This window comes from Ruegeria sp. BF12 (genome assembly GCF_056538705.1).
The window spans coordinates 269,771-288,669 of record NZ_JBQFTP010000004.1 but is presented as its reverse complement, the minus strand read 5'-3'; the positions used below and the strand labels follow the sequence as shown (position 1 = coordinate 288,669).

Genomic DNA, 18,899 nt, shown 5'->3' with positions numbered 1-18,899 from the left:
GCGAAGACGGCAACGGCGCGGTCGAAGCAAAGGTCAAAGCCGAAGTCGCCGAACTCTGCGCCCGTTTCCCAATCTACCCGAACCTGTAAGATTCATAGTAACTAATGATCAGAACGGCGCCCCTAGGGCGCCGTTTTTCATTGGAACAGAGGTGAGCGCGGTCAGATAAAACCGCGCCAACGCAGAACGACCACCGCCAATACGGCCAACGCCAGAAACCCTAAAGCCAGCGATCCCAGAAAGCTCAGGAACCAACCCCATCGGCGATCTGCAAGGTTGATGCCGCTCAGATGTGATTGAACCTCTTCTGATGCCTGGACCAATTTCGGTGTATCCAGCACCAAACGAAGCTTGGGATGGGCAGCCATCTGCTCAGCGCTAGCCAGCATCATCGCCTGTTTGTAGATACGGCGCGGCAAACGGCGCTTGGCCTTTCGAACGGAGGCCGTCAACGTTTTGTCCTTCACACCCAGCTTTGCGCGCAGCAATTGAACTGTCTGCGCGATCTGGCTTTGGATATCTGTAGTCTGCGACATGACGCGGCCTCCTGCGCGCGGAATGTACCCTTTGACCGCAGGGGCGACAATGGGGGCTGGTCGTTTCAAACTGCGGCAGGTATCACACCAACATGCTGAACACGATTATCCACGGCGAGCCGACCGCGAATCCTCCTTTATTGATTGCTCATGGGCTATATGGGTCCGCCCGGAATTGGGGAGTCATTGCCCGTCGGTTGTCGGATGAAAGACAGGTTGTGGCCGTCGATATGCGCAACCATGCCTACAGCGACTGGACCGACCAGCACGGCTATCCCGATATGGCGGACGATTTGGCCGAGGTAATCCGGCATTTTGGCGGCAAAGCCGACATTGTCGGGCACTCGATGGGCGGAAAGGCCGCTATGATGCTGGCCCTGAGCCACGGCGATTTGGTTCGCAAACTGGTGGTGGCGGACATTGCGCCTGTCACCTATTCACACAGCCAGATCCAGTTCATTGAGGCTATGCGTGCGGTCGATTTTTCCACAATCGAAAGACGCTCGGACGCCGAAGCACAACTGGCTGGGCTGGGCGTCGAGAAAGCGCTTCAGAGCTTTTTTACACAATCCCTCGACATCAAGGGGCAACGCTGGCTTCTGAACCTCGACACACTCGCCGCCGAGATGCCGAAGATCATGGGCTTTCCCGAAACGGGCGCCTCTTGGGATGGCCCAACCCTGTTCCTGTCTGGGGGCGCTTCCGATTACGTATTGCCCCAGCACCGCGATACGATCCGCGCCCTGTTTCCTTCAGCGCGTTTTGCCAAAATCCCCGGCGCTGGCCATTGGCTGCACGCAGAGAAACCACGCGAGTTCGAGGCCGCGGTCAGGACCTTTCTGAACGCCTGATCAGGCTTCGCTCTGGTACAATCGTTTCGCCACCAACCAGGACGCCGGCAATGCGGCCACGCAACCAGCCGCGGCTGCGGATATGATTGCAATCGTTGACACCAGTCCAGCGGACAACACGGCGATGACAGCCGATCCGGCCATGGCAGTTGCGATCAGAGAGTACAGTATGGCGGCCAAACGTAGCATTGTCCGTCTTCCTTTTTCTTGAAGCCCGACAATCACATTACACAATCGGAATATCAGACGCATTGATCTGCGTCAGTATTCGACCGCTAAACATCTGATGATCAGATAACCTCACCACCGCCACTGGCCCAATCTCCCAGACCGCCTAGGTTGTAGACCTGCTCATAACCCATATCTTTCAACAATTTGCCGGCCAGCACCGCCCGTCCACCGGCCGCGCAATACAGCACGATCGGGCGGTCCTTTCGCATTTCCGGGTCGTGGGACTGCAGTGCATCATCAGCTCGGAACTCCAGCATGCCACGCGGGATGTGGTGCGCCCCTTTGGCCCGGCCGGTTTGCTGCAATTCAACAGCGTCGCGGACGTCCAGCAGCAGTGCGCCCTGCCCGATCAAATCCTTGGCTGTGTCTGTATCAATCCGTTCGACAGTAGCATTTGCTGCTTCCATCATTTGGCTAACGGTTAATGGCATGAAACGTCCCCTCTGGTGAATTCCACCAGATGCTAGCACGCAATAACGAGAAAGCGCAGTCAGATCGCCCAATTGGGCGATCAGTGCTCGCGGAAGGCGCGTGACATGCTGTCTGTCACAGGCTTTGCGATATAGGCCGCAAAAGTGCGTTCCTCGGTCTGGATCATGATCTCGGCAGGCATACCCGGGGTCGGGATGAAGCCACGAACACGTTCCATTTCTTCCGGCGCCAGCGAGATGCGGGCCAGATAGACTTCTTGCGGGACACCTGTTGAATCCTCGACCAGCGCGTCCGCTGAAACATAGAAGACCTCGCCGCTTAGCACCGGCGTGGTACGTTGGTTCAGCGCGACCAGTCGAACTGTCGCCTGCTGGCCCGTCACCACGCTGTCGATTTCTGTCCGGGGAACTTGTGCCTCGATGATCAGAGGCGCGTCCGATGGCAGAATTTCCGCGATGGGCTCACCGGTTTCGATAACACCGCCTGCTGTGTGATAGTGCAGACGCACCACAGTTCCCGACACCGGAGCGCGGACAACTGCACGATCCAGAACGCTGCGGGCCTGCCGCGCCTTCTCCCGAACACTTTCCAGATCGGCTTCGATCACGCCCAATTCATCCAGCGCAGCCTCGCGATAGGCGGAACGGGTACGGGTAATCTGTTCTTCGTATTTCAAAATCATCTGATTGATTTCGGCGGTTTCAGCCGTCAATCGCGCCTGCTGACCCTCGGCCTCGGCCTGGACCCGGCGGATCGTGTTGATGTCACCCTTCCGAACCAGCCCTTTTTCGAACAGGGCTTGTTTGGTGTCGAATTCTTCCTGAAGGATTTCGGCGCGCCGGATCATACTTTCCAACTGCGCTTCAAAACCACTGGAGCGGATCTTCAGCGCTTCCATATTGCGTTCCAGTAGGGCGATATCGTTCAGCAATGTCTTGCGGGACACGTCAAAACTAATCTTTTGCCCGTCAAGGATCGTCATCACTTCGACGTCATCCGACGCTTCGATCAGGTCCGGCGAAAACTCCAGCCGGTCCTTCTCGTTGTATTCAGCTGACAAACGTTCGGTCATGGCCTGAAGGCGAATTTTGCGGATAAACAGTTCGCGTTCGTTGGACTCAGCCGACGTCTGGTCGAGCGTCATCAACACCTGCCCTTTAACAACAGACTGGCCTTCGATGACTTTGATATCCTCGATAATGCCGCCTTCCAGATGCTGCACAATCTTGTTGCGCCCGGTTGCCACGAAACTGCCCTGGGCAATCACCGCCGCAGCCAAAGGTGCGCTGAATGACCAGAGGCCAAAGCCGCCAAAACAGACGACCAGCATAATGATACCGATGACGACAAAGCGATGGATTGAACGCGGAACCTCGGCATACCAGACCGTCGGATCGTTGGGGTCATTGTTTACGGGTACAAGTTCGTTCATGCTGGCCCCCCTTGCTGCTGTGACTGAATGCCGGGCCTGTTGCCGCGCGAGGCATTCAACTGTTGCAGAACTTGTTCACGCTGACCGAACAACGCGACGCGGCCATCTGTCAGCAGCATGATTTTGTCAACAACACTCAACAGAGTTGGTTTCTGGGTAATCACAACGACGGTGATCTTGTTTTCCTTGGCTTGGGCGATCGCGCGCGACAGCGCCTGATCCCCCGCGACATCCAGGTTCGAGTTTGGCTCGTCCAGAACGACCATACGCGGATTGCCGAAGAAGGCGCGCGCCAAAGCAATACGTTGCTTTTGCCCGCCCGACAGCGGCGAGCCATCGGCCGCAACCACCGTTTCATACCCTTGAGGCAATGTTGCGATCATATTGTGCACGTCAGCCAGAACGGCGGCATCGTGGATCTGTTCATCGGTCGCATCAGCGCGCATACGGCCAATATTGTCTTTGATGGTGCCGGGGAACAGCTGAACGTCCTGCGGCAGGTAACCGATGCTTTCGCCAAACTGACGCGGATCCCAATTGCGAATATCCATCAGGTCCAACCGGACGCTGCCTGACGTTGGCAGGATCGACCCAACCAGGGTTTTTCCCAGCGTTGTCTTGCCGGCGCCGGAATTTCCGATGACCGCAAGCGTTTCTCCGGGGTTCAGCGAAAAACTGATCCCGTTCAGAACGACCCGCTTGGTGCCGCCCGGAACGTAAAGCAGACGCTCAACATCCATCCGCCCCTCGGGACGTGGCAGGCGCAGTTTTTCAAATTGCAGGGCAGAGTTGGACAGAAGGTTTCTGATCCGTCCAAATGCAGCGCGTGTCAGCAGGAATGAATTCCAGCCTTCGATCGAACCTTCGATGGGCGCAAAGGCCCGTCCGGCGATGATCGAGGCGGCAATGACCATCCCGCCGGTAATCTCGCCCTGAAGCGCCAGATACGCACCCCAGCCCAGAATGGCAATCTGCGTCAGCAGACGCACCGCCCGAGAGATGGCAGCAAAGATCACGTTCCGATCCTGCGCGCGCACCTGCCAGGTCAGGGATTGCGCCGTGTCCCGGCCCCAGATGCGAACAGCCTCGGGGATCATCGCCAGCGCGTTGATGATCTGGCTGTTGCGCGCCATCGAGTCCAGATGCTGGTTCGCCATCGACTGCGCTCGGTTCGCCTCGGCAAATGGTTTGGCGGTCGTTTTCTGGTTGATCAGCGCAATCAGCATCAACAATAGCGCAGTTCCAATGACGATCGAGCCCAACTGCGGGTGTACAAGGAAGATCATCAAGATGAACAAAGGCGCGAATGGTACATCCAAGAACGAAATCAACGTTCCAGAAACCAAAAACCCGCGCACTTGCTGCAGGTCACCTAATGTCTGGTATTCACGGCCGTTTCCGTGCAACGACGCATGGGCAGCGGCACTCAATACCGGCGCGCCCAGTCGAGCGGCGACTTCAACTGCCGTGCGCATCAACATAAATCGACGCACGGCGTCAAAAGCCGCCTGGAAGATCACAGCCCCGGCAACAATCGTCGTCAGCATGATCAGCGTATCCAGCGACCGGCTGGTCAGCACGCGGTCACTGATCTGAAACAGATAAATCGGGATCGCCAGGATCAGAATATTCGTTGCGCAGGTCAGAACCAAAATGAACGCGAGGTTGCGCCAAATCGCTCGCAGAGACGTGCGCAAGGTGTTCTGAAAATCTTCAGGCGGCGTCCGCTTGTGGAATGTCTGGGGTGGCCCTTTGCCGTCACCGCCGCCGGATTTTCGGAGCTGCATCGGCTCGTTCGCCTTGGCCTCGATAGTGGCACCTATACGTTCACCGCCATTCGAACGCGAGTCGGGGGACATCCGCGCGGTCGTTTCCTTGGCGGTATCAGGATCGGGACCCTTGGCATCATCGGCCACCCCAGCGCCACGGCCCTGTGTGTTCTTGTCTTCGGCGGGCTGCGGCTGCTCGCGCCGGGGGGAAGACGCGGCGCGGCTTGGTGGTTCCGATTTGGGTTTGGATTCTTGTTTCTCGTGCGGCGCAGACTTGGCTGCAACGGGATCGTCCCGCGTTGCAGTCAATTTCGGACCATCTGTAGAATCTGGAACACGCATTTCTTCATTGAGACGCAAACTGAGCGCCTTCGCTGATTTAGGTACAGCATCCTCGCCATTTGGCTGCGGAGGCGTACCAACGCCCTTAATATCAAGCGGGCTGGCATCAGAAGAACGACGCGACGAAAAATTAATCGACATTTTTAAACTTTCGGGGCACTCGCAACAAACACAGTCATTACGCTAACACGGATTGACCAAAACAGGTAGGTAATTCACGCCAACATGGTCTGCAGCGCATCATCGCCGCCGGCCATCTCGGATGGAGTAAGGTTGGACTGCGCCTGAGCGATCGCATTTTCGCCAGTTGCTGCCGTTTCTTCCATGATGATCGCAATGGCCTCATTGGTAATTTCCGCAGCCAAATTCTCGTCGGGAAGGTCGAGCAAAGACGCCTGATGCAACAAAAGGTCTGAGTATTCACCACCGGCCGCCATCACGGTCGAGTCAACACCAACCTTGGTGATGCTGGCGGAGTTCAGCAAAGCATTTCCTGCCCCCTGAACCACGGCACCATCAACCGAGAGATCATCCTGATCCTGCAAAATAGTAATTTGCTCTATCGCGTTGACCTGCACTAGATCGCCTTCGATCTTCAGGACACGCAACAACTCCATTCCGGCATATTCAGGATTGTTTGTCAGCGCATCCTCAAATGCTTCGCGGTCGACTTGCTGCAGCGGCATGGCCTCTGCATGCGGAATGTCCATCTCCTCGAATGTGTCTTCACCAGTGGTTGTCAACGAGGCCTGGTTCATGACCAGATTGTCATCAGCCTCATCCGGTGTTCCACCATCAAAGACATCATCATCCATCAGCACAATGGTCTGGTGCAGCTGGTCGACCGAAATCATGTTTCCGCCAATCATGATCAGATCGTAAAAATTGCCCAACTGAACAATGTTGGTCACGTTGGTCAGTATGTTGTCACCAAGCGCATACAGGCTGGTTGAGGCCGAGATTTCAGTGTTGATCTTGTCGATATCCGTGGCGTCGATCACCTGTTTTATGAAGTTTGTGACCCAAAGATCACCTTGAATCCAGGTAACAGAGACAATCGGATCAATACCCGGTTCTGCGACACTGCCGTCTTGCCACCATTCTTCACTGGCTTCGGTCCCAATGTAGGACGCTTGAATCACATTGGTGTCGCTTTGGACGCCCGGCCCGCCTTCATCGATATCGGACACAACTGCGACCTGGCTGACGACGGTCAGGCTGACGGACTTTCCGCCCACCGCGATAACAGGCGCATCAACCCAGGCAACTGTGATCGCAACTTGGTTGATCGCCAGATTTCCTCCGGCAATAACAACGTGCCCTTCACCAAACTCTTCGTCATCGGATCGATCCCATTCGTCTGGCATCATATCCGGTTCGTCGCTTTCTTCCTCGTCTTCCTCCTGATGGTGCGCCGGCAGAAGCTCGTTCCAATCCGGCATTTCATCGACCTTTTCGCCGTTCACGAAAATGCCCATCGCGTCTTCGCCGTGGAACTGGTGGATGACCACACCTTCGATCTGCACAATAGTCGCTGACTGCATCTGGTCGGCCAGCCCCTCAAGGTATTCCAGTGATTTGTAATCTTCGATGTTCAGGGACGGGCTCGAAACGGCGTGCATCGACAACGCCGTGTCCAGCATCTCTTTGCCCTGCGCAATCTGGATTTCGATGTTGCGGAAATCGCCGTGGCCAATCACATCGTTGTCGCTCATGATGATCGTCTGGAACGTGTAGGTCACGGCCGAGCCGATAATTAGCGGGGCAACCTGCGGATCCAAAACCAGCACGGCTGTCTGGGCTTCACCGAACTCGACGCTCGGGATGTAGGGTTGTGGGCCAAAATTTGGTCCAACATAAATCTCTGCCATCGCAAGTGGGCCATCTGGCACAGGCGGCAAAGGAAGTTCCGGAGGTGGAGGAAGGAGTTTGTACGGTAGCGGATCGTACTCACCCGGATCGAGTTTTAGATTTGCCTTTATCCGAATGGCTGTTGGATCCTCGAGTTCGTCCAGTTCGTTTTTACGCCGAAGCGCAGTGAATTCTTCGTATTGGTCCCGCAGACGGGCCTGTTCAATGGTCAGCTCAAAGGTTCCAACAAAATGCGCAATCGTTTCTGTAATACTGTCGAGTGACATATCGGTTTCCTTTTCCCCGCCCCGGCCTGAAATTTCCGCTTTGGGTTTGTTGGGCCGAGGCCGCCTGTTGCGGCCCCGGCAGTTTTGTCAGAAGGTCGGGGCCCGGTAATTCGGGCCCTGACTGCGACTTACACGTCGGTGTCGTCGCTGTTGTGGGTCGCGGTCATCGAACCACCAACCATTGTCGTATCGACCGAGTTGCCAAGTACGTTGGCACCCATGACGATCGACTGGTTGAACGCCGATGTGTCGACTACGGCCGCTGCCGAAGCATAGGACTCGCCGTTGACGATACCGTCGCCACCGTTGCCTGAGCCCCACGAACCAGCGTTGCCACCGGCTCCGCCAGCACCCGAGTATGCACCAGACGCATCGCCACCATCGACGTCAGCACCATAGGTATCACCACCGGTCGCATTGCCCGCGGCACTGCCTGTGTTGCCGCCGTATCCGGCACCGGCACCACCGCCGCCACCGACGCCCGAAGTTGCCGCGCCAGTCGCGCTGCCCATACCGGCCGAGGTCGCGTCATTGTTGGACGTCGCCTCGCCGCCATATCCGGCAATGGCTTCCGCCATGCTGTCTGCCGAACCGTCGGTATCCGCGGTTGAGAAGACTTCGGACAATCCACCGTCACCCGCGTTGTTTTCGGCGTCTGCAGATCCGGCACCCGTACCTGTGGATGTCGCATCCTGTTGCAGCGCACCACCGCCGCCACCAACACCATCAGCATTCGCGGTGCCAGTACCGTCGGTTTGTGCATAGCCGTCAGCGTCGTTGGTTCCACCGTCACCAGCATTGACTTCTGCATCCTGGTTGTTGTCGGCTTCGCCGTTCACGTCACCCGGAGCTTGAGCGATAGCCGGACCCGTAGCGTCCTGATCACCTACACCCTGAGCATCGCCGATAGCGTCAGCGGTACCACCGTTACCGGATGCACCCATGCCGGCACCACCAGGGCCGTTGCCGCTGTCACCGGAACCACCTTGGCCGTTGCCGCTGTCAGCGTCGCCACCGTCGCCGGCACCACCGTCGCCACCGTCACCAGCAGCACCCATGCCGTCGCCGCCCGAGCCGTTGCCGCTGTCAGCGTCGCCACCGTCGCCGGCACCACCGTTGCCGCTGTCAGCGTCGCCACCGTCGCCGGCACCACCGTTGCCAGCGTCACCGAGCGCGCCTTTGCCGTCACCGCCGTCACCGCCATCGTCGTCGCCGCCGTCACCGCCGGTGCCGTCGCCGCCAGTACCGTCGCCGCCGTCACCGCCAGGGCCGTTTCCGGCATCTGCGTCACCGCTGTCGCCGCCAGGGCCGTTACCGGCATCTGCGTCACCGCTGTCGCCGTCACCGCCATCGCCGTCACCGCCGTCACCGCCGTCGCCGTCGCCGCCAGGACCGTTACCGGCATCTGCGTCACCGCTGTCGCCATCACCGCCATCTGCGTCACCGCTGTCGCCGTCGCCACCGTCACCGTTACCACCGGTGCCGTCCGCGGATGCGCCAGCCAGACCTGCTGCTAGGCCCAGTCCGATGTTGCCACCGGATGTCGAGTCATTGGCTTGCGTATCGCTATCGCTCTCGTTGGCAGCGAGACCGAGGTTACCAGCGAGACCGCTACCACCGTTTGCGTCTTCGGCATCGACTTCATTGTCGGCACTGCCATCAACGTTGTTGTCAGCGTTCGACGCGTTGTTGCCACCGGCCGATTCACCGTCATTGTCAGCATTCGACGAACCGAAACCAAGGCCCAGACCAATGGATCCAGCGTTACCGCCTTCGCCGCCATCCGAATCTACATCTGATTCCGAGCTGCCTTCGTTGTGGGCATCCGATGTGCTGTCGGCATAACCACCGTCACCACCAGTGCTGTCACCGTCCGATTGAGCGTTGGAATGTCCGACGCCCAGACCGAAGTTCACAGCATCGCCAGAGTCACCACCGTCTCCGCCTGCGCCGTCGCCGTTAGCATCGCCGCTTATGCCGCCAAAGGCCGCTGTGTGTCCGCCATAGGTTTCGCCGTAAGCGTCACCTGCAGTGGTCGCGCCACCGTTGCCGGAGTTTCCGCCATCTGCGCCAGCAGAGATACCGTCACCAGCGCTTGCATCGCCGCCCGTGGCATCGCCCTCCTGCTTAAAACTACCGCTGTTGTTAACTTCGGCATGTTCAAGAGTGTCATCGTCATTCAGGCTGGCATACTGACTGTTGATCGCAGACATTGCGGTGGTTGTGCCGCTCATGTCGATGTTCAGAGTCATGTCATCGCCCGGATCGTAGTCAATATCGCCACCGGCGGTGATCACGTCACCAAAACTTGAATAATCGGCATCGATATCAACGACATCGTCATCGCTCGGCATGCCTTCTTCACCGAAATCGATATTGACCCAGTTTGAGTTGTCATTGTTCCCGTTGGTCTGGCTCTGGTCTTGTTTTTGGTCCTGACCTTGATCCTGGCCTTGGTCCTGACCTTGGTCCTGACCTTGCTCGTTTTCGACCTTGGTCGACTGACCCTGTTCTTGTTTTTGGTCCTGACCTTGATCCTGTTCGTTTTCGACCTTGGTCTCCTGTTCGGTCATATCAGCGTCAATGTGAGCTTCTTCAACTTTAACATCGGCTTCGACCGGAATAGAAACATCGCCGGTGTTAATTTCTTCTACGTCTACAACGTTATTCTGATTGCTATTACGTTCGCGTGACATAATTTTTTCCACTTATTAAGCGCACGGACCGTCATTCATCTACAAAACGGCTACTGGCGCGGTTGAAACTCTTCAACACACTCACACGCACAAACGCGCGTGGATGCGGTTTCGTTCAGTGAATTTTGTCCCACCCTCCTTTCTCGGCTTAGCCGACACCGTGTCTGCGGAAATGGCTCGCTGTAATGCGCGATTCGCCGACACATCAGGAATTAGAGCTTCGATATAGAAGCAGGCCCATGGTTACAGGCCGGGGACATCATGAATAGCTACCCTAAAGCACTAGAACGCCCAGCGCCTTGATTTCATTGTCGTAAAACTTGTGTGATCAAAAATGTCCGCATCTATAGCTTGCAGACCGCAATTAAAACCACCAGTTTAGGAATCCCTGCAATTACTTCTACTTATGCGGGAAGAGTTCTGGTTCACCTAATCGAAAGTAGTAGAACCGATTTTTGCGGTTGGACATATCATTGATGAATCTTGCACTTTCCGCTATAGTCGTATCTCTATACTGTTAATTTCTTCGAATTCTGCTCTACGAGTGCTGGTTACAATTTCGCCGTTTTTTTGTCGCGGCGCGGGTTAATAAGGGGGGAATAATGGGCAATCCGTTTCAGGATAATGCTGTCGCAAACGTTTCTAATCCCGAAGAATTCTCGATCAATTTTGTAGGTAAAGAACTCTTCTATTCAGATCAAACCATCAACGGTGTTCAAAGCGAGTTTGGCGTGTCTACGCGCCGGATCGAAACAATTGACGCGTTACCGGCGTTAAACGGGTCCGATGTCGGGGCCGGAAAAATAGTGGTCGTCGATCAGATGCTGCTGGATGATCTTTTGACCAGACCGCAAGTCTATACAGAAAGCGCTGGGTCAGGTTGCCTTGCTTTCGCCTATCGCAAGGAGGATGTGGCCCGCTTGGCTTTCGAAAACTGGGACCGCGGTCAATTTGGTGACATCGGCTATTTACCGATGAACGTTGCCCCGGACGTTTGGAGATCCATATTACGTTTGTTGCTGCATGAAGAGCTTTATCTGCCCTGTTTTCTTGCGGATTGCGTGGCGCACCCGCAGATATCTTCGAATGAGCCTCGGGAACCCGCTTCAAAGCCGGGCGATCTGCATCCCATCTATTCCAAGCTGACACGCCGGGAAAAGCAGGTTTTGCAGCTGGTCTCAAAAGGTCAAAGCAACAAGATTATTGCGTCGAACCTGGGTATCACCGAGCATACCGTCAAACTCCATATGCATAACGTGGCGGGCAAGATCGGCGTCAGCAACCGAACGGCGGCCGCACAGTTCTTTTTTGAGGTCGCGCCGGACGAGGCGCGAAATCTGCCCGTTGACTGACAATTTTGAATCCCGCTTTGACCGCCTCATCCTGATGGTCGGCAGGTTGAACTATATGTGGACCAACACGGAAAGTCTGTTGATTCACTTAATCGCCGGGTTGACCGAAACTGAAAAGGATGTTGCCGTCATCATATTTCTGACGCTGAACACTAGTCGCGCCAGGATCGATCTGGTTGAGCGGCTGGCAAAGATGGAAGGCCGCCCAGAGGAGATACGCGATCCGATTCTGGATCATACGCGGCGGCTCAGCAAACTCTCCGGCATTAGAAACAGATACAACCACTGTATCTATTCCTTTGACCCGGACAGCGGCAATCCCAAAACCATATTGATGCGCATTGCCGACCGGAAGACGGATATCAAACTCGGTCGGCAAGATATGGTTGACGAGGACGCGATGAAGGAAATCGAAAACGTGGTCGAACAGCTTTCAGAAGCCAACCGGGATATCTGGAAGATGATCACGCAACTCGGATTTCCAACCTGAAAAGTTGTGGTGCGGGCGGTGGGACTCGAACCCACACGGGCATACGCCCTTCAGATTTTAAGTCTGATATGTCTACCATTCCATCACGCCCGCTCAGCGTGCCGGGTCGCGTTGGGACCTCAAAAACTCAGTAAGACTATCAAGCCCTGAATACAATGCGTTTCACGGACGAATTTCCGGGTTTCGAATTCTTTGGCTCCTTCCAGTCAATTCACATCCCAGCCGCGCGGTATGGCCGCTCTTGCTGCCGCCCCCAATATGGCCTCATCGCTGCTGTTTTGACAGTTCCACACTTGGCCAACCACGCGCCGGGGTTGCGCGCGCCTTGCTTAACTTCCACCAAAGGTTTAACCCTGCGCCATAGCCCAAAAGCAATTGAGTTTACTTATGAGTACCGAGCAGAAGTCCTTTCAGGATCGCGTCGCGCGCATTAGTCAACGCGCAGAAGAAGCCGCCAGAAAAGCCCCGCCACCCAGAACCGAAAGCATCTGGAAACGCCTCGCGTATCCCGCATCTTTCCTCGGTGCATTCCTTTTGGGTGTGCTGGTCGTATTCCTGACCCGCTACATTCAGCTTCAGATGGCGGGTGTACCGGACCCTCGTCAAATCAACACGCAGGACTTTATCGGCATAGGCCTGGCCAGCATGGCTGGGATCGTCATATCGCTGTTTCTCAAAGACAAACAGAAAGAGTTTGCCAGCGCGAGCACGCTGGGCGTGCTTCTAACAACTTTCACCTTTCACAATCTGGTGTGGAAGTACCCCGAGTATTTCGAACGGATATACAGTGAAGATTGGGTGGAGTTCATCCAGAAGATAACCGAACCATCCAGTCTCTATGTATTTGGTATCGTCATTGGCCTAAGCTGACCAAGCCTCGCCCGAGTCTCCACGTGGGCGAATCTGCCAGGCTTGCTGGCGCACTGGACAAACGGCGCACCACACCAAGATTGCGCAACGCGTCACCGCCCAAACCAAAACTCGATCAACTGCACTTAGAAGCGCGCGATACTGCAACCTGCTTGCCAGAAATGAATGGAATATCGTGGTGCCCCCACACGGACTCGAACCGCGGACCTACTGATTACAAATCAGTTGCTCTACCAGCTGAGCTATAGGGGCGCTGAGTGTCGATTACTGTCTCTTTTAGCGGACTGCAAGCCTCAATTTTCATCCTAACTTAGGGATTTTCGAATTTCCTTGTGATGCGATCAATCACCTGCAGCCATGGGGGTGATTTGACTGTCCCAAGCACAGCCTGTAACTCGACAGGCAGGCACAAGAATGCAAGGACAAGAACCGAATATGCAGGTTGCTATCCACGCAGGCGCAGCGTTTACCGACGAAGGGCGGCTGCTGAAGTCGTTGCAGACTAATAGGGACGTGCTTGCACAATACAGTGTCGCGCTTTTTGGCCCTCGCCGATATCGTCAGGTATTCAAACCAGCGTTTGAAGCACTGAGAACCCGGCCTCCAATGCCGGACGAGATTGAAGGTATTCGAGGCAATCTGCCGACCGATCCCGAAATGCAGCGCGCCATTTTCACAAGCGACGGCTTTGCCGGCGAGAAAGATACACTGCTTTCGGATGGTCAGTTCTATCCTTCCGCGGGAAAACGAATGTCGGTTCTTGAGGAAGCATTTCACGATTGCCAGATCGAACTATTTCTGGCGCTCAGAAACCCCGGCAGCTTTATCCCGAAACACCTTATGTCCCTCACCGAAGAGGAACGCCAAAACGTCATCCGCAGCAATGATCTAAGCCATCTCAGTTGGATCGGAATGATTGAAGATATCCGGGACTTCGCTCCGGACGTGCAGATCACGCTATGGGCTAACGAAGACACTCCGTTGATTTGGGGCGATATCCTGCGCAGCATCGGTGGGTTGCCGGACAACGCCCAAATTGTGGATGAGTACGATCTGCTGATATCGCTTTTGACCGATAAGGGAAAAGCGCAGGTCAAGGCGATTCTGGATGCAAGCTCCGATCAACCGAAGGCCGATACAAGAGACGCTCTTGCCGCGGTATTGGAAGACCACGCCCAGCCGGAAAAAATGGAAGAAGAGCTGGACTTGCCCGGCTGGAGCGAAGAGATCGTCGACGCGTTCTTCGAGCTATACGAGCAAGACCTGATCAGGCTGGATGCGATGACCGGGGTACGGGTATTAAAGCCCTGAACACAACCCCGGCGCAGCTCACATGCCCAATGCTTCCTTATACATTTCAAGCACGGCTTCTTCTTCCGCGATATCGTCCTTGTCGCGCTTGCGCAGCGCAATGACCTTGCGCATGACCTTGGTGTCGTAACCGCGCGCCTTGGCTTCGGCCATTACTTCTTTTTGCTGTTCCGCCAGGTCCTTTTTCTCGGCATCCAGCCGTTCTATCCGCTCTACAAACTGACGCAGCTCGCCTGCTGTCACACGGTAGTTGGCGGCGGCCTGATCTTCGGTCACATCTTCCATATTCATCTCTCCAAAAGGCTGCGATCTGATGCATTAGCAACGGCAGTTAGCCGGATACATTGCCACTGCGTGGGCTGCAAGCATCCAATCCCGGGCGGGCTTGTGCGCAGACAACCGATCCGCTAAGCGCAAGGAAGATTTGCGGGAAAATGTAGGGAACTATGTTCGAATTCATCACCTGGGGCGGTGCCGCCCTGTCGCTCGCCGGCCTGCTGGGCCTGGTCTGGTGTATCCTGCGTGTGATGAAGGCGCGCAAGTCCGGCCTTTCGGATGACGAATTGCGCGCCGTTGTTCAAAGCGTTCTACCGTGGAATCTGGCTTCGCTTTTTCTTTCGGTGATTGGCCTGATGCTGGTTATTCTAGGAATTTCTTTCAGCTAATTCAGCGCCTCAGATCGGCATGTTGTCGAAATGTGCTTCCATGACGTCTTCACACAAAGCCGCATCAAGCCGCCGCAGGCGCGAAGGTACATGCACACCTTGCTGACGCATACGAGCAATCACATTGGTCACGCTGGGCTGCAGGGCAAGACGTGTTTCCAGACAGGCATTCTGCAGCTTTTGCTCTAAGTGTTCGGCTTCGGAATACAAATTCATTGTAGACATATCCATCCTCCCAATTGCTGTCAGTGTGACTGATATAGGTAACCGTTTTAAGACCTGCCGATCTTAGCTGGCAAACGCGCGGAAACTCGCCTGCCCGCAGCGCTGTTTTGGCAACCTAAAGCAGAATGATTAAATTCTACTCGGATTCAGATTAAGTTGCCTTGACAGGCATCAAATTAAAGAATGTCGGTTGCGTCACATTCGAAAAATAATATATGAATAAAGACGCGCTGACGGAGGGCCATATGACACCGATTGTGAAAGCCTTTTTCGACCCCGAGACCTTTACGGTTTCCTACCTCGTACAAGAACCCGAAGGTACGGCCTGCGCCATCATCGACAGCGTTCTCGATTTCGATCACGCCTCTGGCCGCACGAACACCAGTTCGGCAGATCAGATCGTGGCCTACGTCCGGGACAATGAACTACGGGTCGAGTGGATTTTGGAGAGCCATGTCCACGCCGATCACCTTTCGGCCGCGCCCTACCTGCAGCAGGAACTAGGCGGGAAAATCGGCATCGGGGACCAGATCGTCACCATCCAGGAAACCTTCGGCAAGATTTTCAACGAAGGCACCGAGTTCCAGCGCGACGGCAGCCAGTTCGACGCCCTATTCCGCGACGGCGACAGCTTTCATGTCGGTCAGATGCGCGGTGACGTGCTGCATACGCCCGGCCATACGCCCGCTTGCATGACGTATGTGATCGGCGATGCGGCTTTTGTTGGCGACACGTTGTTCATGCCCGATTTCGGAACGGCGCGGTGCGACTTCCCGGGCGGGTCGTCAGAAACGCTATTCGGGTCGATCCAAAAAATCCTGTCCTTGCCGGATCAAACGCGGATCTTCGTCGGTCATGACTACAAAGCACCGGGACGCGACGAATATGCCTGGGAAACGACGGTCGGTGAGCAAAAGGCCCTGAACGTCCATATTGGGCAAGGCCGGACGATCGAAGAATTCGTCGAAATGCGCGATGCGCGGGATGCGACATTACCGATGCCGCGCCTGATCCTGCCCTCTCTGCAGGTTAATATGCGCGCGGGTCAGATGCCTCCGGCGGATGAAGAGGGTGACGTGTTTTTGAAGATCCCTATCAACAAGCTGTGACACACGCCGATCAACCGGACAAAGGATACTGAATGCATACGGAATGGATATGGGGGCTGGTCGGCGGCTTGCTGATCGGGCTTGGTGCCGCCGTCTACCTTTTGGGCAATGGCCGCATCATGGGCGCCAGCGGAATACTGGGCGGGTTGGTTGATGGCAGCGACCGAGCACTTGAGCGGCTTTGCTTCATTGCCGGGGTTATCGGCATGCCTGTCCTACTGCGACCCTTATTCTCATCAGCACCTGAAACGCATCTGACCAGCAATTTCGTCGTAATCGTGGTTGCCGGGTTGTTGGTCGGCGCTGGTACGCGAATCGCCAACGGGTGCACCTCGGGGCACGGGGTGTGCGGGATTTCCCGGTTTTCGATCCGGGGCATCGTCGCAACCCTGATCTACATTGGTGCAGGTGGGGTAACCATTGCCCTTATGCGTCACGTCTGGGGGCTGATTTGATGCGCGTTTTCATTTCTTTGCTTGCCGGATCCCTGTTCGGTGCCGGACTTTTGATTTCGGGTATGACAGACACCACGAAAGTTCAGGGCTGGCTGGACGTTTTCGGGAACTGGGATCCTACACTGGCCTTCGTTATGGGTGGAGCGATCCTGCCAATGTTCGTCGCGTGGAGGCTTACGCCCCACCGTACACCCCTGACCGGAGGAGAGTTCCCAAAGAAGAGTTCGCCCGAACTGGATCGCCGCCTTGTTGCGGGTTCTGTGATGTTCGGCATGGGTTGGGGCTTGGCGGGGCTTTGCCCTGGACCCGCGATCGCATCCGTAACCTATGGCGGCTTCGGGGGCGTGGTGTTTCTGGTCGCCATGATCGCAGGAATGTTTGCGGCCCCCGGCCTTGGCGCGCAACTGGACAGGACCGCAAACGCGGCCTAAGCAATTGTCATGGAGATTCGACCAATTACCCCCCGCTACGCCGTCTCGCCCCAGATCACGGTCGAGGACGTCCCAGCCATCGCCGCAGCAGGTTTCGTTAAGGTCATCTGCAACCGCCCCAATGCCGAAGTTCCCCACGATATGCAGTCGGACGCGATCGGTCAGGCCGTGCGGGCAGCGGGTATGGAATACGAAGTTCTGGAATTGACGCATCAGACCATGACGCCCAGCAACGTGGCCTTGCAGCGAGAGCTCTCGGAAAGCTGCTCGGGGCCAGTTCTGGCCTATTGCGCGTCGGGCACGCGCTGTTCGGTGGTGTGGGCGCTGGGCCAATGCGACCGTATGAGTACAGATGACATTCTGGAGGCTACAACCAAAGCCGGATACGCCTTGGAAAACCTGCGTCCAGCGTTGGATCACTTGCGGAACATGGAACGCTGAAGGTTTCTGCTCATCAGGTTTAACCAAGCTCGTCATCCAACCCCGTCAAACCCGCCAATTGCGAAATTTCGGCGACCATTTGATCCGGATTTTCAAAGCCCAACCCGTGCTCTATGTCGTTTATCGCCGCTGAGCCTATCGGCACAACGCCCTGGGTGACGTTGTCCGGAACCGGTTCGTCCAAAACTTCTCGCTGTGTTACATTTGATCTTGCTTCGAGGAACTGAGGCAAATCCGAATGCTCAAGCGACCGTGCGGCATTTTCGTTTAATCTTACTGCGCGCATCCCTCCACATTGGCCCAATCGTCCCTCAGCAACGCGGGTCCGATCAATTGTCAGGACCTCCGCCCGGTCCAGCCTTGATCCGATCAGCGGCAGAACGTCGCCCACCACAAGCCCGGAAAGGGTTGCCAATGGTAGCGACATCCGGCTGATTACCGTATTCAACTGGGCTCGAACAACACCGGACACCTGTTCGAGATTCGGCCCCGCCTCCTCCGGCCTGGTGTCATCGGCGCCCTGATCTGCCGCCTGTTCGGGAAGAATGACCGAGATCTGACCCTGTCGAAGCCCCCCGCCCAGTTCCACCGTTAGCTCAAAAACGCGATATGCGTCCTCGACCATGGCCAGCGTCAGGCTACGCAGATCGGGAGGCCGCGAACGGAATTCATAACCCGAAAGGCTGGACTGATCGGCCGCCGCTTCGACCAGACCAACAGCCCGAACAAGAGCTTCCTCCACCAGTGGGGCCACCATAGCGGCATCGGTATCCGTGTACTCCCGCGCGACTGGAGGGGTAGACATGACCTCCCCGATTGTTTGCACCTGAACGATTGCAGATGCGGCCCCCATGTCCATGCAAACGGCCGCGGACATCCCCTCGCCGCTGCAAAACTGAAGCAGCAGCCAGTCTTCACCCGCCGTTTCGGTAAGGTCTCCCGGTGCTCTGCTGGATTGCTTTGCGCCAATAACCGAAAGCGGCAACTGAAAACGGTCACCGGCTGTTCGTGCAAACGCCAGTCGCAGCGCACGCAGAACGGAACGCGGTTTTTCACCCTGCTCTTCCCGCCCCGCCGAAAGTTTGCGTGCCAAAGCTGTGCTGACAGACTGCGTCATTCCGGT

The 18,899-nt window shown here is 56.2% G+C and carries 20 protein-coding genes and 2 tRNA genes; 10 read left to right on the top strand and 12 right to left on the bottom strand.

The window, feature by feature from the left end:
* Window positions 1–161 precede the first annotated feature (161 nt).
* Window positions 162–536, bottom strand: coding sequence for a hypothetical protein (locus ACR0J0_RS09765; RefSeq protein ID WP_480663393.1), 375 nt, complete (start codon window positions 534–536; stop codon window positions 162–164).
* Between the two features lie 92 nt (window positions 537–628).
* Between ACR0J0_RS09765 and ACR0J0_RS09760 the strand changes: the two genes are divergently transcribed.
* Window positions 629–1,387 (top strand): alpha/beta fold hydrolase, encoded by a 759-nt coding sequence (locus ACR0J0_RS09760; protein WP_480663391.1) that lies wholly within the window; start codon window positions 629–631, stop codon window positions 1,385–1,387.
* On the opposite strand, the gene ACR0J0_RS09755 is transcribed toward ACR0J0_RS09760, so the two are convergent.
* The 6 genes from ACR0J0_RS09755 to ACR0J0_RS09730 all read right to left on the bottom strand — a co-directional run bounded on the left by ACR0J0_RS09755 (window position 1,388) and on the right by ACR0J0_RS09730 (window position 10,427).
* Entirely contained in the window at window positions 1,388–1,576 is a 189-nt protein-coding gene (locus ACR0J0_RS09755; protein WP_480663389.1) for a hypothetical protein, read from the bottom strand.
* A gap of 101 nt (window positions 1,577–1,677) precedes the next feature.
* A complete protein-coding gene (locus tag ACR0J0_RS09750) occupies window positions 1,678–2,049 on the bottom strand; it encodes a rhodanese-like domain-containing protein (protein ID WP_480663387.1) in 372 nt (123 codons plus the stop codon).
* 80 nt (window positions 2,050–2,129) lie between these two features.
* Window positions 2,130–3,482 carry an HlyD family type I secretion periplasmic adaptor subunit gene (locus ACR0J0_RS09745; protein ID WP_480663385.1) on the bottom strand — a complete coding sequence of 451 codons (1,353 nt, stop codon included), beginning with the start codon at window positions 3,480–3,482 and terminating at the stop codon, window positions 2,130–2,132.
* Window positions 3,479–5,734 carry a type I secretion system permease/ATPase gene (locus tag ACR0J0_RS09740; protein ID WP_480663383.1) on the bottom strand — a complete coding sequence of 752 codons (2,256 nt, stop codon included), beginning with the start codon at window positions 5,732–5,734 and terminating at the stop codon, window positions 3,479–3,481. Before ACR0J0_RS09740 ends, ACR0J0_RS09745 begins: the two co-directional genes overlap by 4 nt.
* A gap of 74 nt (window positions 5,735–5,808) precedes the next feature.
* The gene (locus tag ACR0J0_RS09735) at window positions 5,809–7,731 is read right to left on the bottom strand and encodes a type I secretion protein (RefSeq protein WP_480663381.1); all 1,923 of its coding nucleotides are present in this window, start codon (window positions 7,729–7,731) and stop codon (window positions 5,809–5,811) included.
* A 128-nt stretch (window positions 7,732–7,859) separates the two neighbouring features.
* Window positions 7,860–10,427, bottom strand: coding sequence for a beta strand repeat-containing protein (locus tag ACR0J0_RS09730; protein WP_480663379.1), 2,568 nt, complete (start codon window positions 10,425–10,427; stop codon window positions 7,860–7,862).
* A gap of 602 nt (window positions 10,428–11,029) precedes the next feature.
* On the opposite strand from ACR0J0_RS09730, the gene ACR0J0_RS09725 reads away from it, so the two are divergent.
* Window positions 11,030–11,779 carry a helix-turn-helix transcriptional regulator gene (locus tag ACR0J0_RS09725; protein WP_480663377.1) on the top strand — a complete coding sequence of 250 codons (750 nt, stop codon included), beginning with the start codon at window positions 11,030–11,032 and terminating at the stop codon, window positions 11,777–11,779.
* Window positions 11,772–12,269 (top strand): hypothetical protein, encoded by a 498-nt coding sequence (locus ACR0J0_RS09720; RefSeq protein ID WP_480663375.1) that lies wholly within the window; start codon window positions 11,772–11,774, stop codon window positions 12,267–12,269. Before ACR0J0_RS09725 ends, ACR0J0_RS09720 begins: the two co-directional genes overlap by 8 nt.
* Window positions 12,270–12,276: 7 nt before the next feature.
* Here the strand turns inward: ACR0J0_RS09720 and ACR0J0_RS09715 are convergent.
* Window positions 12,277–12,362, bottom strand: a tRNA-Leu gene (locus ACR0J0_RS09715).
* A gap of 294 nt (window positions 12,363–12,656) precedes the next feature.
* Between ACR0J0_RS09715 and ACR0J0_RS09710 the strand changes: the two genes are divergently transcribed.
* Window positions 12,657–13,139 (top strand): hypothetical protein, encoded by a 483-nt coding sequence (locus ACR0J0_RS09710; RefSeq protein ID WP_480663373.1) that lies wholly within the window; start codon window positions 12,657–12,659, stop codon window positions 13,137–13,139.
* A gap of 176 nt (window positions 13,140–13,315) precedes the next feature.
* Here the strand turns inward: ACR0J0_RS09710 and ACR0J0_RS09705 are convergent.
* A tRNA-Thr gene (locus ACR0J0_RS09705) sits at window positions 13,316–13,391 on the bottom strand.
* Between the two features lie 183 nt (window positions 13,392–13,574).
* On the opposite strand from ACR0J0_RS09705, the gene ACR0J0_RS09700 reads away from it, so the two are divergent.
* Window positions 13,575–14,450 carry a hypothetical protein gene (locus ACR0J0_RS09700; RefSeq protein ID WP_480663371.1) on the top strand — a complete coding sequence of 292 codons (876 nt, stop codon included), beginning with the start codon at window positions 13,575–13,577 and terminating at the stop codon, window positions 14,448–14,450.
* Between the two features lie 18 nt (window positions 14,451–14,468).
* On the opposite strand, the gene ACR0J0_RS09695 is transcribed toward ACR0J0_RS09700, so the two are convergent.
* The gene (locus ACR0J0_RS09695; protein WP_058272185.1) at window positions 14,469–14,735 is read right to left on the bottom strand and encodes a DUF2312 domain-containing protein; all 267 of its coding nucleotides are present in this window, start codon (window positions 14,733–14,735) and stop codon (window positions 14,469–14,471) included.
* Window positions 14,736–14,896: 161 nt separating this feature from the next.
* Here ACR0J0_RS09695 and ACR0J0_RS09690 point away from each other — a divergent pair, with 161 nt between their 5' ends.
* Complete coding sequence (locus ACR0J0_RS09690) at window positions 14,897–15,115, top strand: hypothetical protein (RefSeq protein ID WP_480663369.1); 219 nt, start codon at window positions 14,897–14,899, stop codon at window positions 15,113–15,115.
* A 9-nt stretch (window positions 15,116–15,124) separates the two neighbouring features.
* Here the strand turns inward: ACR0J0_RS09690 and ACR0J0_RS09685 are convergent, their stop codons facing one another.
* Window positions 15,125–15,340: a hypothetical protein gene (locus ACR0J0_RS09685; RefSeq protein WP_239336222.1), complete on the bottom strand. Its 216-nt coding sequence runs from the start codon at window positions 15,338–15,340 to the stop codon at window positions 15,125–15,127.
* A gap of 245 nt (window positions 15,341–15,585) precedes the next feature.
* Between ACR0J0_RS09685 and ACR0J0_RS09680 the strand changes: the two genes are divergently transcribed.
* From ACR0J0_RS09680 to ACR0J0_RS09665, 4 genes are read left to right on the top strand one after another with little or no spacing between them, the layout of a single operon-like run.
* Complete coding sequence (locus tag ACR0J0_RS09680) at window positions 15,586–16,449, top strand: MBL fold metallo-hydrolase (protein ID WP_480663367.1); 864 nt, start codon at window positions 15,586–15,588, stop codon at window positions 16,447–16,449.
* A 32-nt stretch (window positions 16,450–16,481) separates the two neighbouring features.
* On the top strand, window positions 16,482–16,904 hold the full coding sequence (locus ACR0J0_RS09675; RefSeq protein WP_480663365.1) for a YeeE/YedE family protein: 423 nt from the start codon (window positions 16,482–16,484) through the stop codon (window positions 16,902–16,904).
* Window positions 16,904–17,335 (top strand): DUF6691 family protein, encoded by a 432-nt coding sequence (locus ACR0J0_RS09670; protein ID WP_480663363.1) that lies wholly within the window; start codon window positions 16,904–16,906, stop codon window positions 17,333–17,335. The genes ACR0J0_RS09675 and ACR0J0_RS09670 overlap by 1 nt, the downstream gene beginning before the upstream one ends.
* Before the next feature lie 9 nt (window positions 17,336–17,344).
* Window positions 17,345–17,776, top strand: a complete 432-nt coding sequence (locus tag ACR0J0_RS09665) for a protein tyrosine phosphatase family protein (protein ID WP_480663361.1) — start codon at window positions 17,345–17,347, stop codon at window positions 17,774–17,776.
* 19 nt (window positions 17,777–17,795) lie between these two features.
* Here ACR0J0_RS09665 and ACR0J0_RS09660 read toward each other — a convergent pair whose 3' ends face one another.
* On the bottom strand, window positions 17,796–18,893 hold the full coding sequence (locus ACR0J0_RS09660; protein ID WP_480663359.1) for a FliM/FliN family flagellar motor C-terminal domain-containing protein: 1,098 nt from the start codon (window positions 18,891–18,893) through the stop codon (window positions 17,796–17,798).
* Between the last annotated feature and the right edge of the window lie 6 nt (window positions 18,894–18,899).

Bases quoted from the DNA above. Each gene is read 5' to 3' on its own strand.
- ACR0J0_RS09755 (WP_480663389.1), bottom strand. From the start codon at position 1,576: ATGCTACGTTTGGCCGCCATACTGTACTCTCTGATCGCAACTGCCATG.
- ACR0J0_RS09725 (WP_480663377.1), top strand. From the start codon at position 11,030: ATGGGCAATCCGTTTCAGGATAATGCTGTCGCAAACGTTTCTAATCCC.
- ACR0J0_RS09680 (WP_480663367.1), top strand. From the start codon at position 15,586: ATGACACCGATTGTGAAAGCCTTTTTCGACCCCGAGACCTTTACGGTT.
- ACR0J0_RS09685 (WP_239336222.1), bottom strand. From the start codon at position 15,340: ATGTCTACAATGAATTTGTATTCCGAAGCCGAACACTTAGAGCAAAAG.
- ACR0J0_RS09670 (WP_480663363.1), top strand. From the start codon at position 16,904: ATGCGCGTTTTCATTTCTTTGCTTGCCGGATCCCTGTTCGGTGCCGGA.
- ACR0J0_RS09695 (WP_058272185.1), bottom strand. From the start codon at position 14,735: ATGGAAGATGTGACCGAAGATCAGGCCGCCGCCAACTACCGTGTGACA.
- ACR0J0_RS09740 (WP_480663383.1), bottom strand. From the start codon at position 5,734: ATGTCGATTAATTTTTCGTCGCGTCGTTCTTCTGATGCCAGCCCGCTT.
- ACR0J0_RS09700 (WP_480663371.1), top strand. From the start codon at position 13,575: ATGCAGGTTGCTATCCACGCAGGCGCAGCGTTTACCGACGAAGGGCGG.
- ACR0J0_RS09735 (WP_480663381.1), bottom strand. From the start codon at position 7,731: ATGTCACTCGACAGTATTACAGAAACGATTGCGCATTTTGTTGGAACC.
- ACR0J0_RS09765 (WP_480663393.1), bottom strand. From the start codon at position 536: ATGTCGCAGACTACAGATATCCAAAGCCAGATCGCGCAGACAGTTCAA.
- ACR0J0_RS09690 (WP_480663369.1), top strand. From the start codon at position 14,897: ATGTTCGAATTCATCACCTGGGGCGGTGCCGCCCTGTCGCTCGCCGGC.
- ACR0J0_RS09665 (WP_480663361.1), top strand. From the start codon at position 17,345: ATGGAGATTCGACCAATTACCCCCCGCTACGCCGTCTCGCCCCAGATC.
- ACR0J0_RS09760 (WP_480663391.1), top strand. From the start codon at position 629: ATGCTGAACACGATTATCCACGGCGAGCCGACCGCGAATCCTCCTTTA.
- ACR0J0_RS09750 (WP_480663387.1), bottom strand. From the start codon at position 2,049: ATGCCATTAACCGTTAGCCAAATGATGGAAGCAGCAAATGCTACTGTC.
- ACR0J0_RS09660 (WP_480663359.1), bottom strand. From the start codon at position 18,893: ATGACGCAGTCTGTCAGCACAGCTTTGGCACGCAAACTTTCGGCGGGG.
- ACR0J0_RS09710 (WP_480663373.1), top strand. From the start codon at position 12,657: ATGAGTACCGAGCAGAAGTCCTTTCAGGATCGCGTCGCGCGCATTAGT.
- ACR0J0_RS09675 (WP_480663365.1), top strand. From the start codon at position 16,482: ATGCATACGGAATGGATATGGGGGCTGGTCGGCGGCTTGCTGATCGGG.
- ACR0J0_RS09745 (WP_480663385.1), bottom strand. From the start codon at position 3,482: ATGAACGAACTTGTACCCGTAAACAATGACCCCAACGATCCGACGGTC.
- ACR0J0_RS09730 (WP_480663379.1), bottom strand. From the start codon at position 10,427: ATGTCACGCGAACGTAATAGCAATCAGAATAACGTTGTAGACGTAGAA.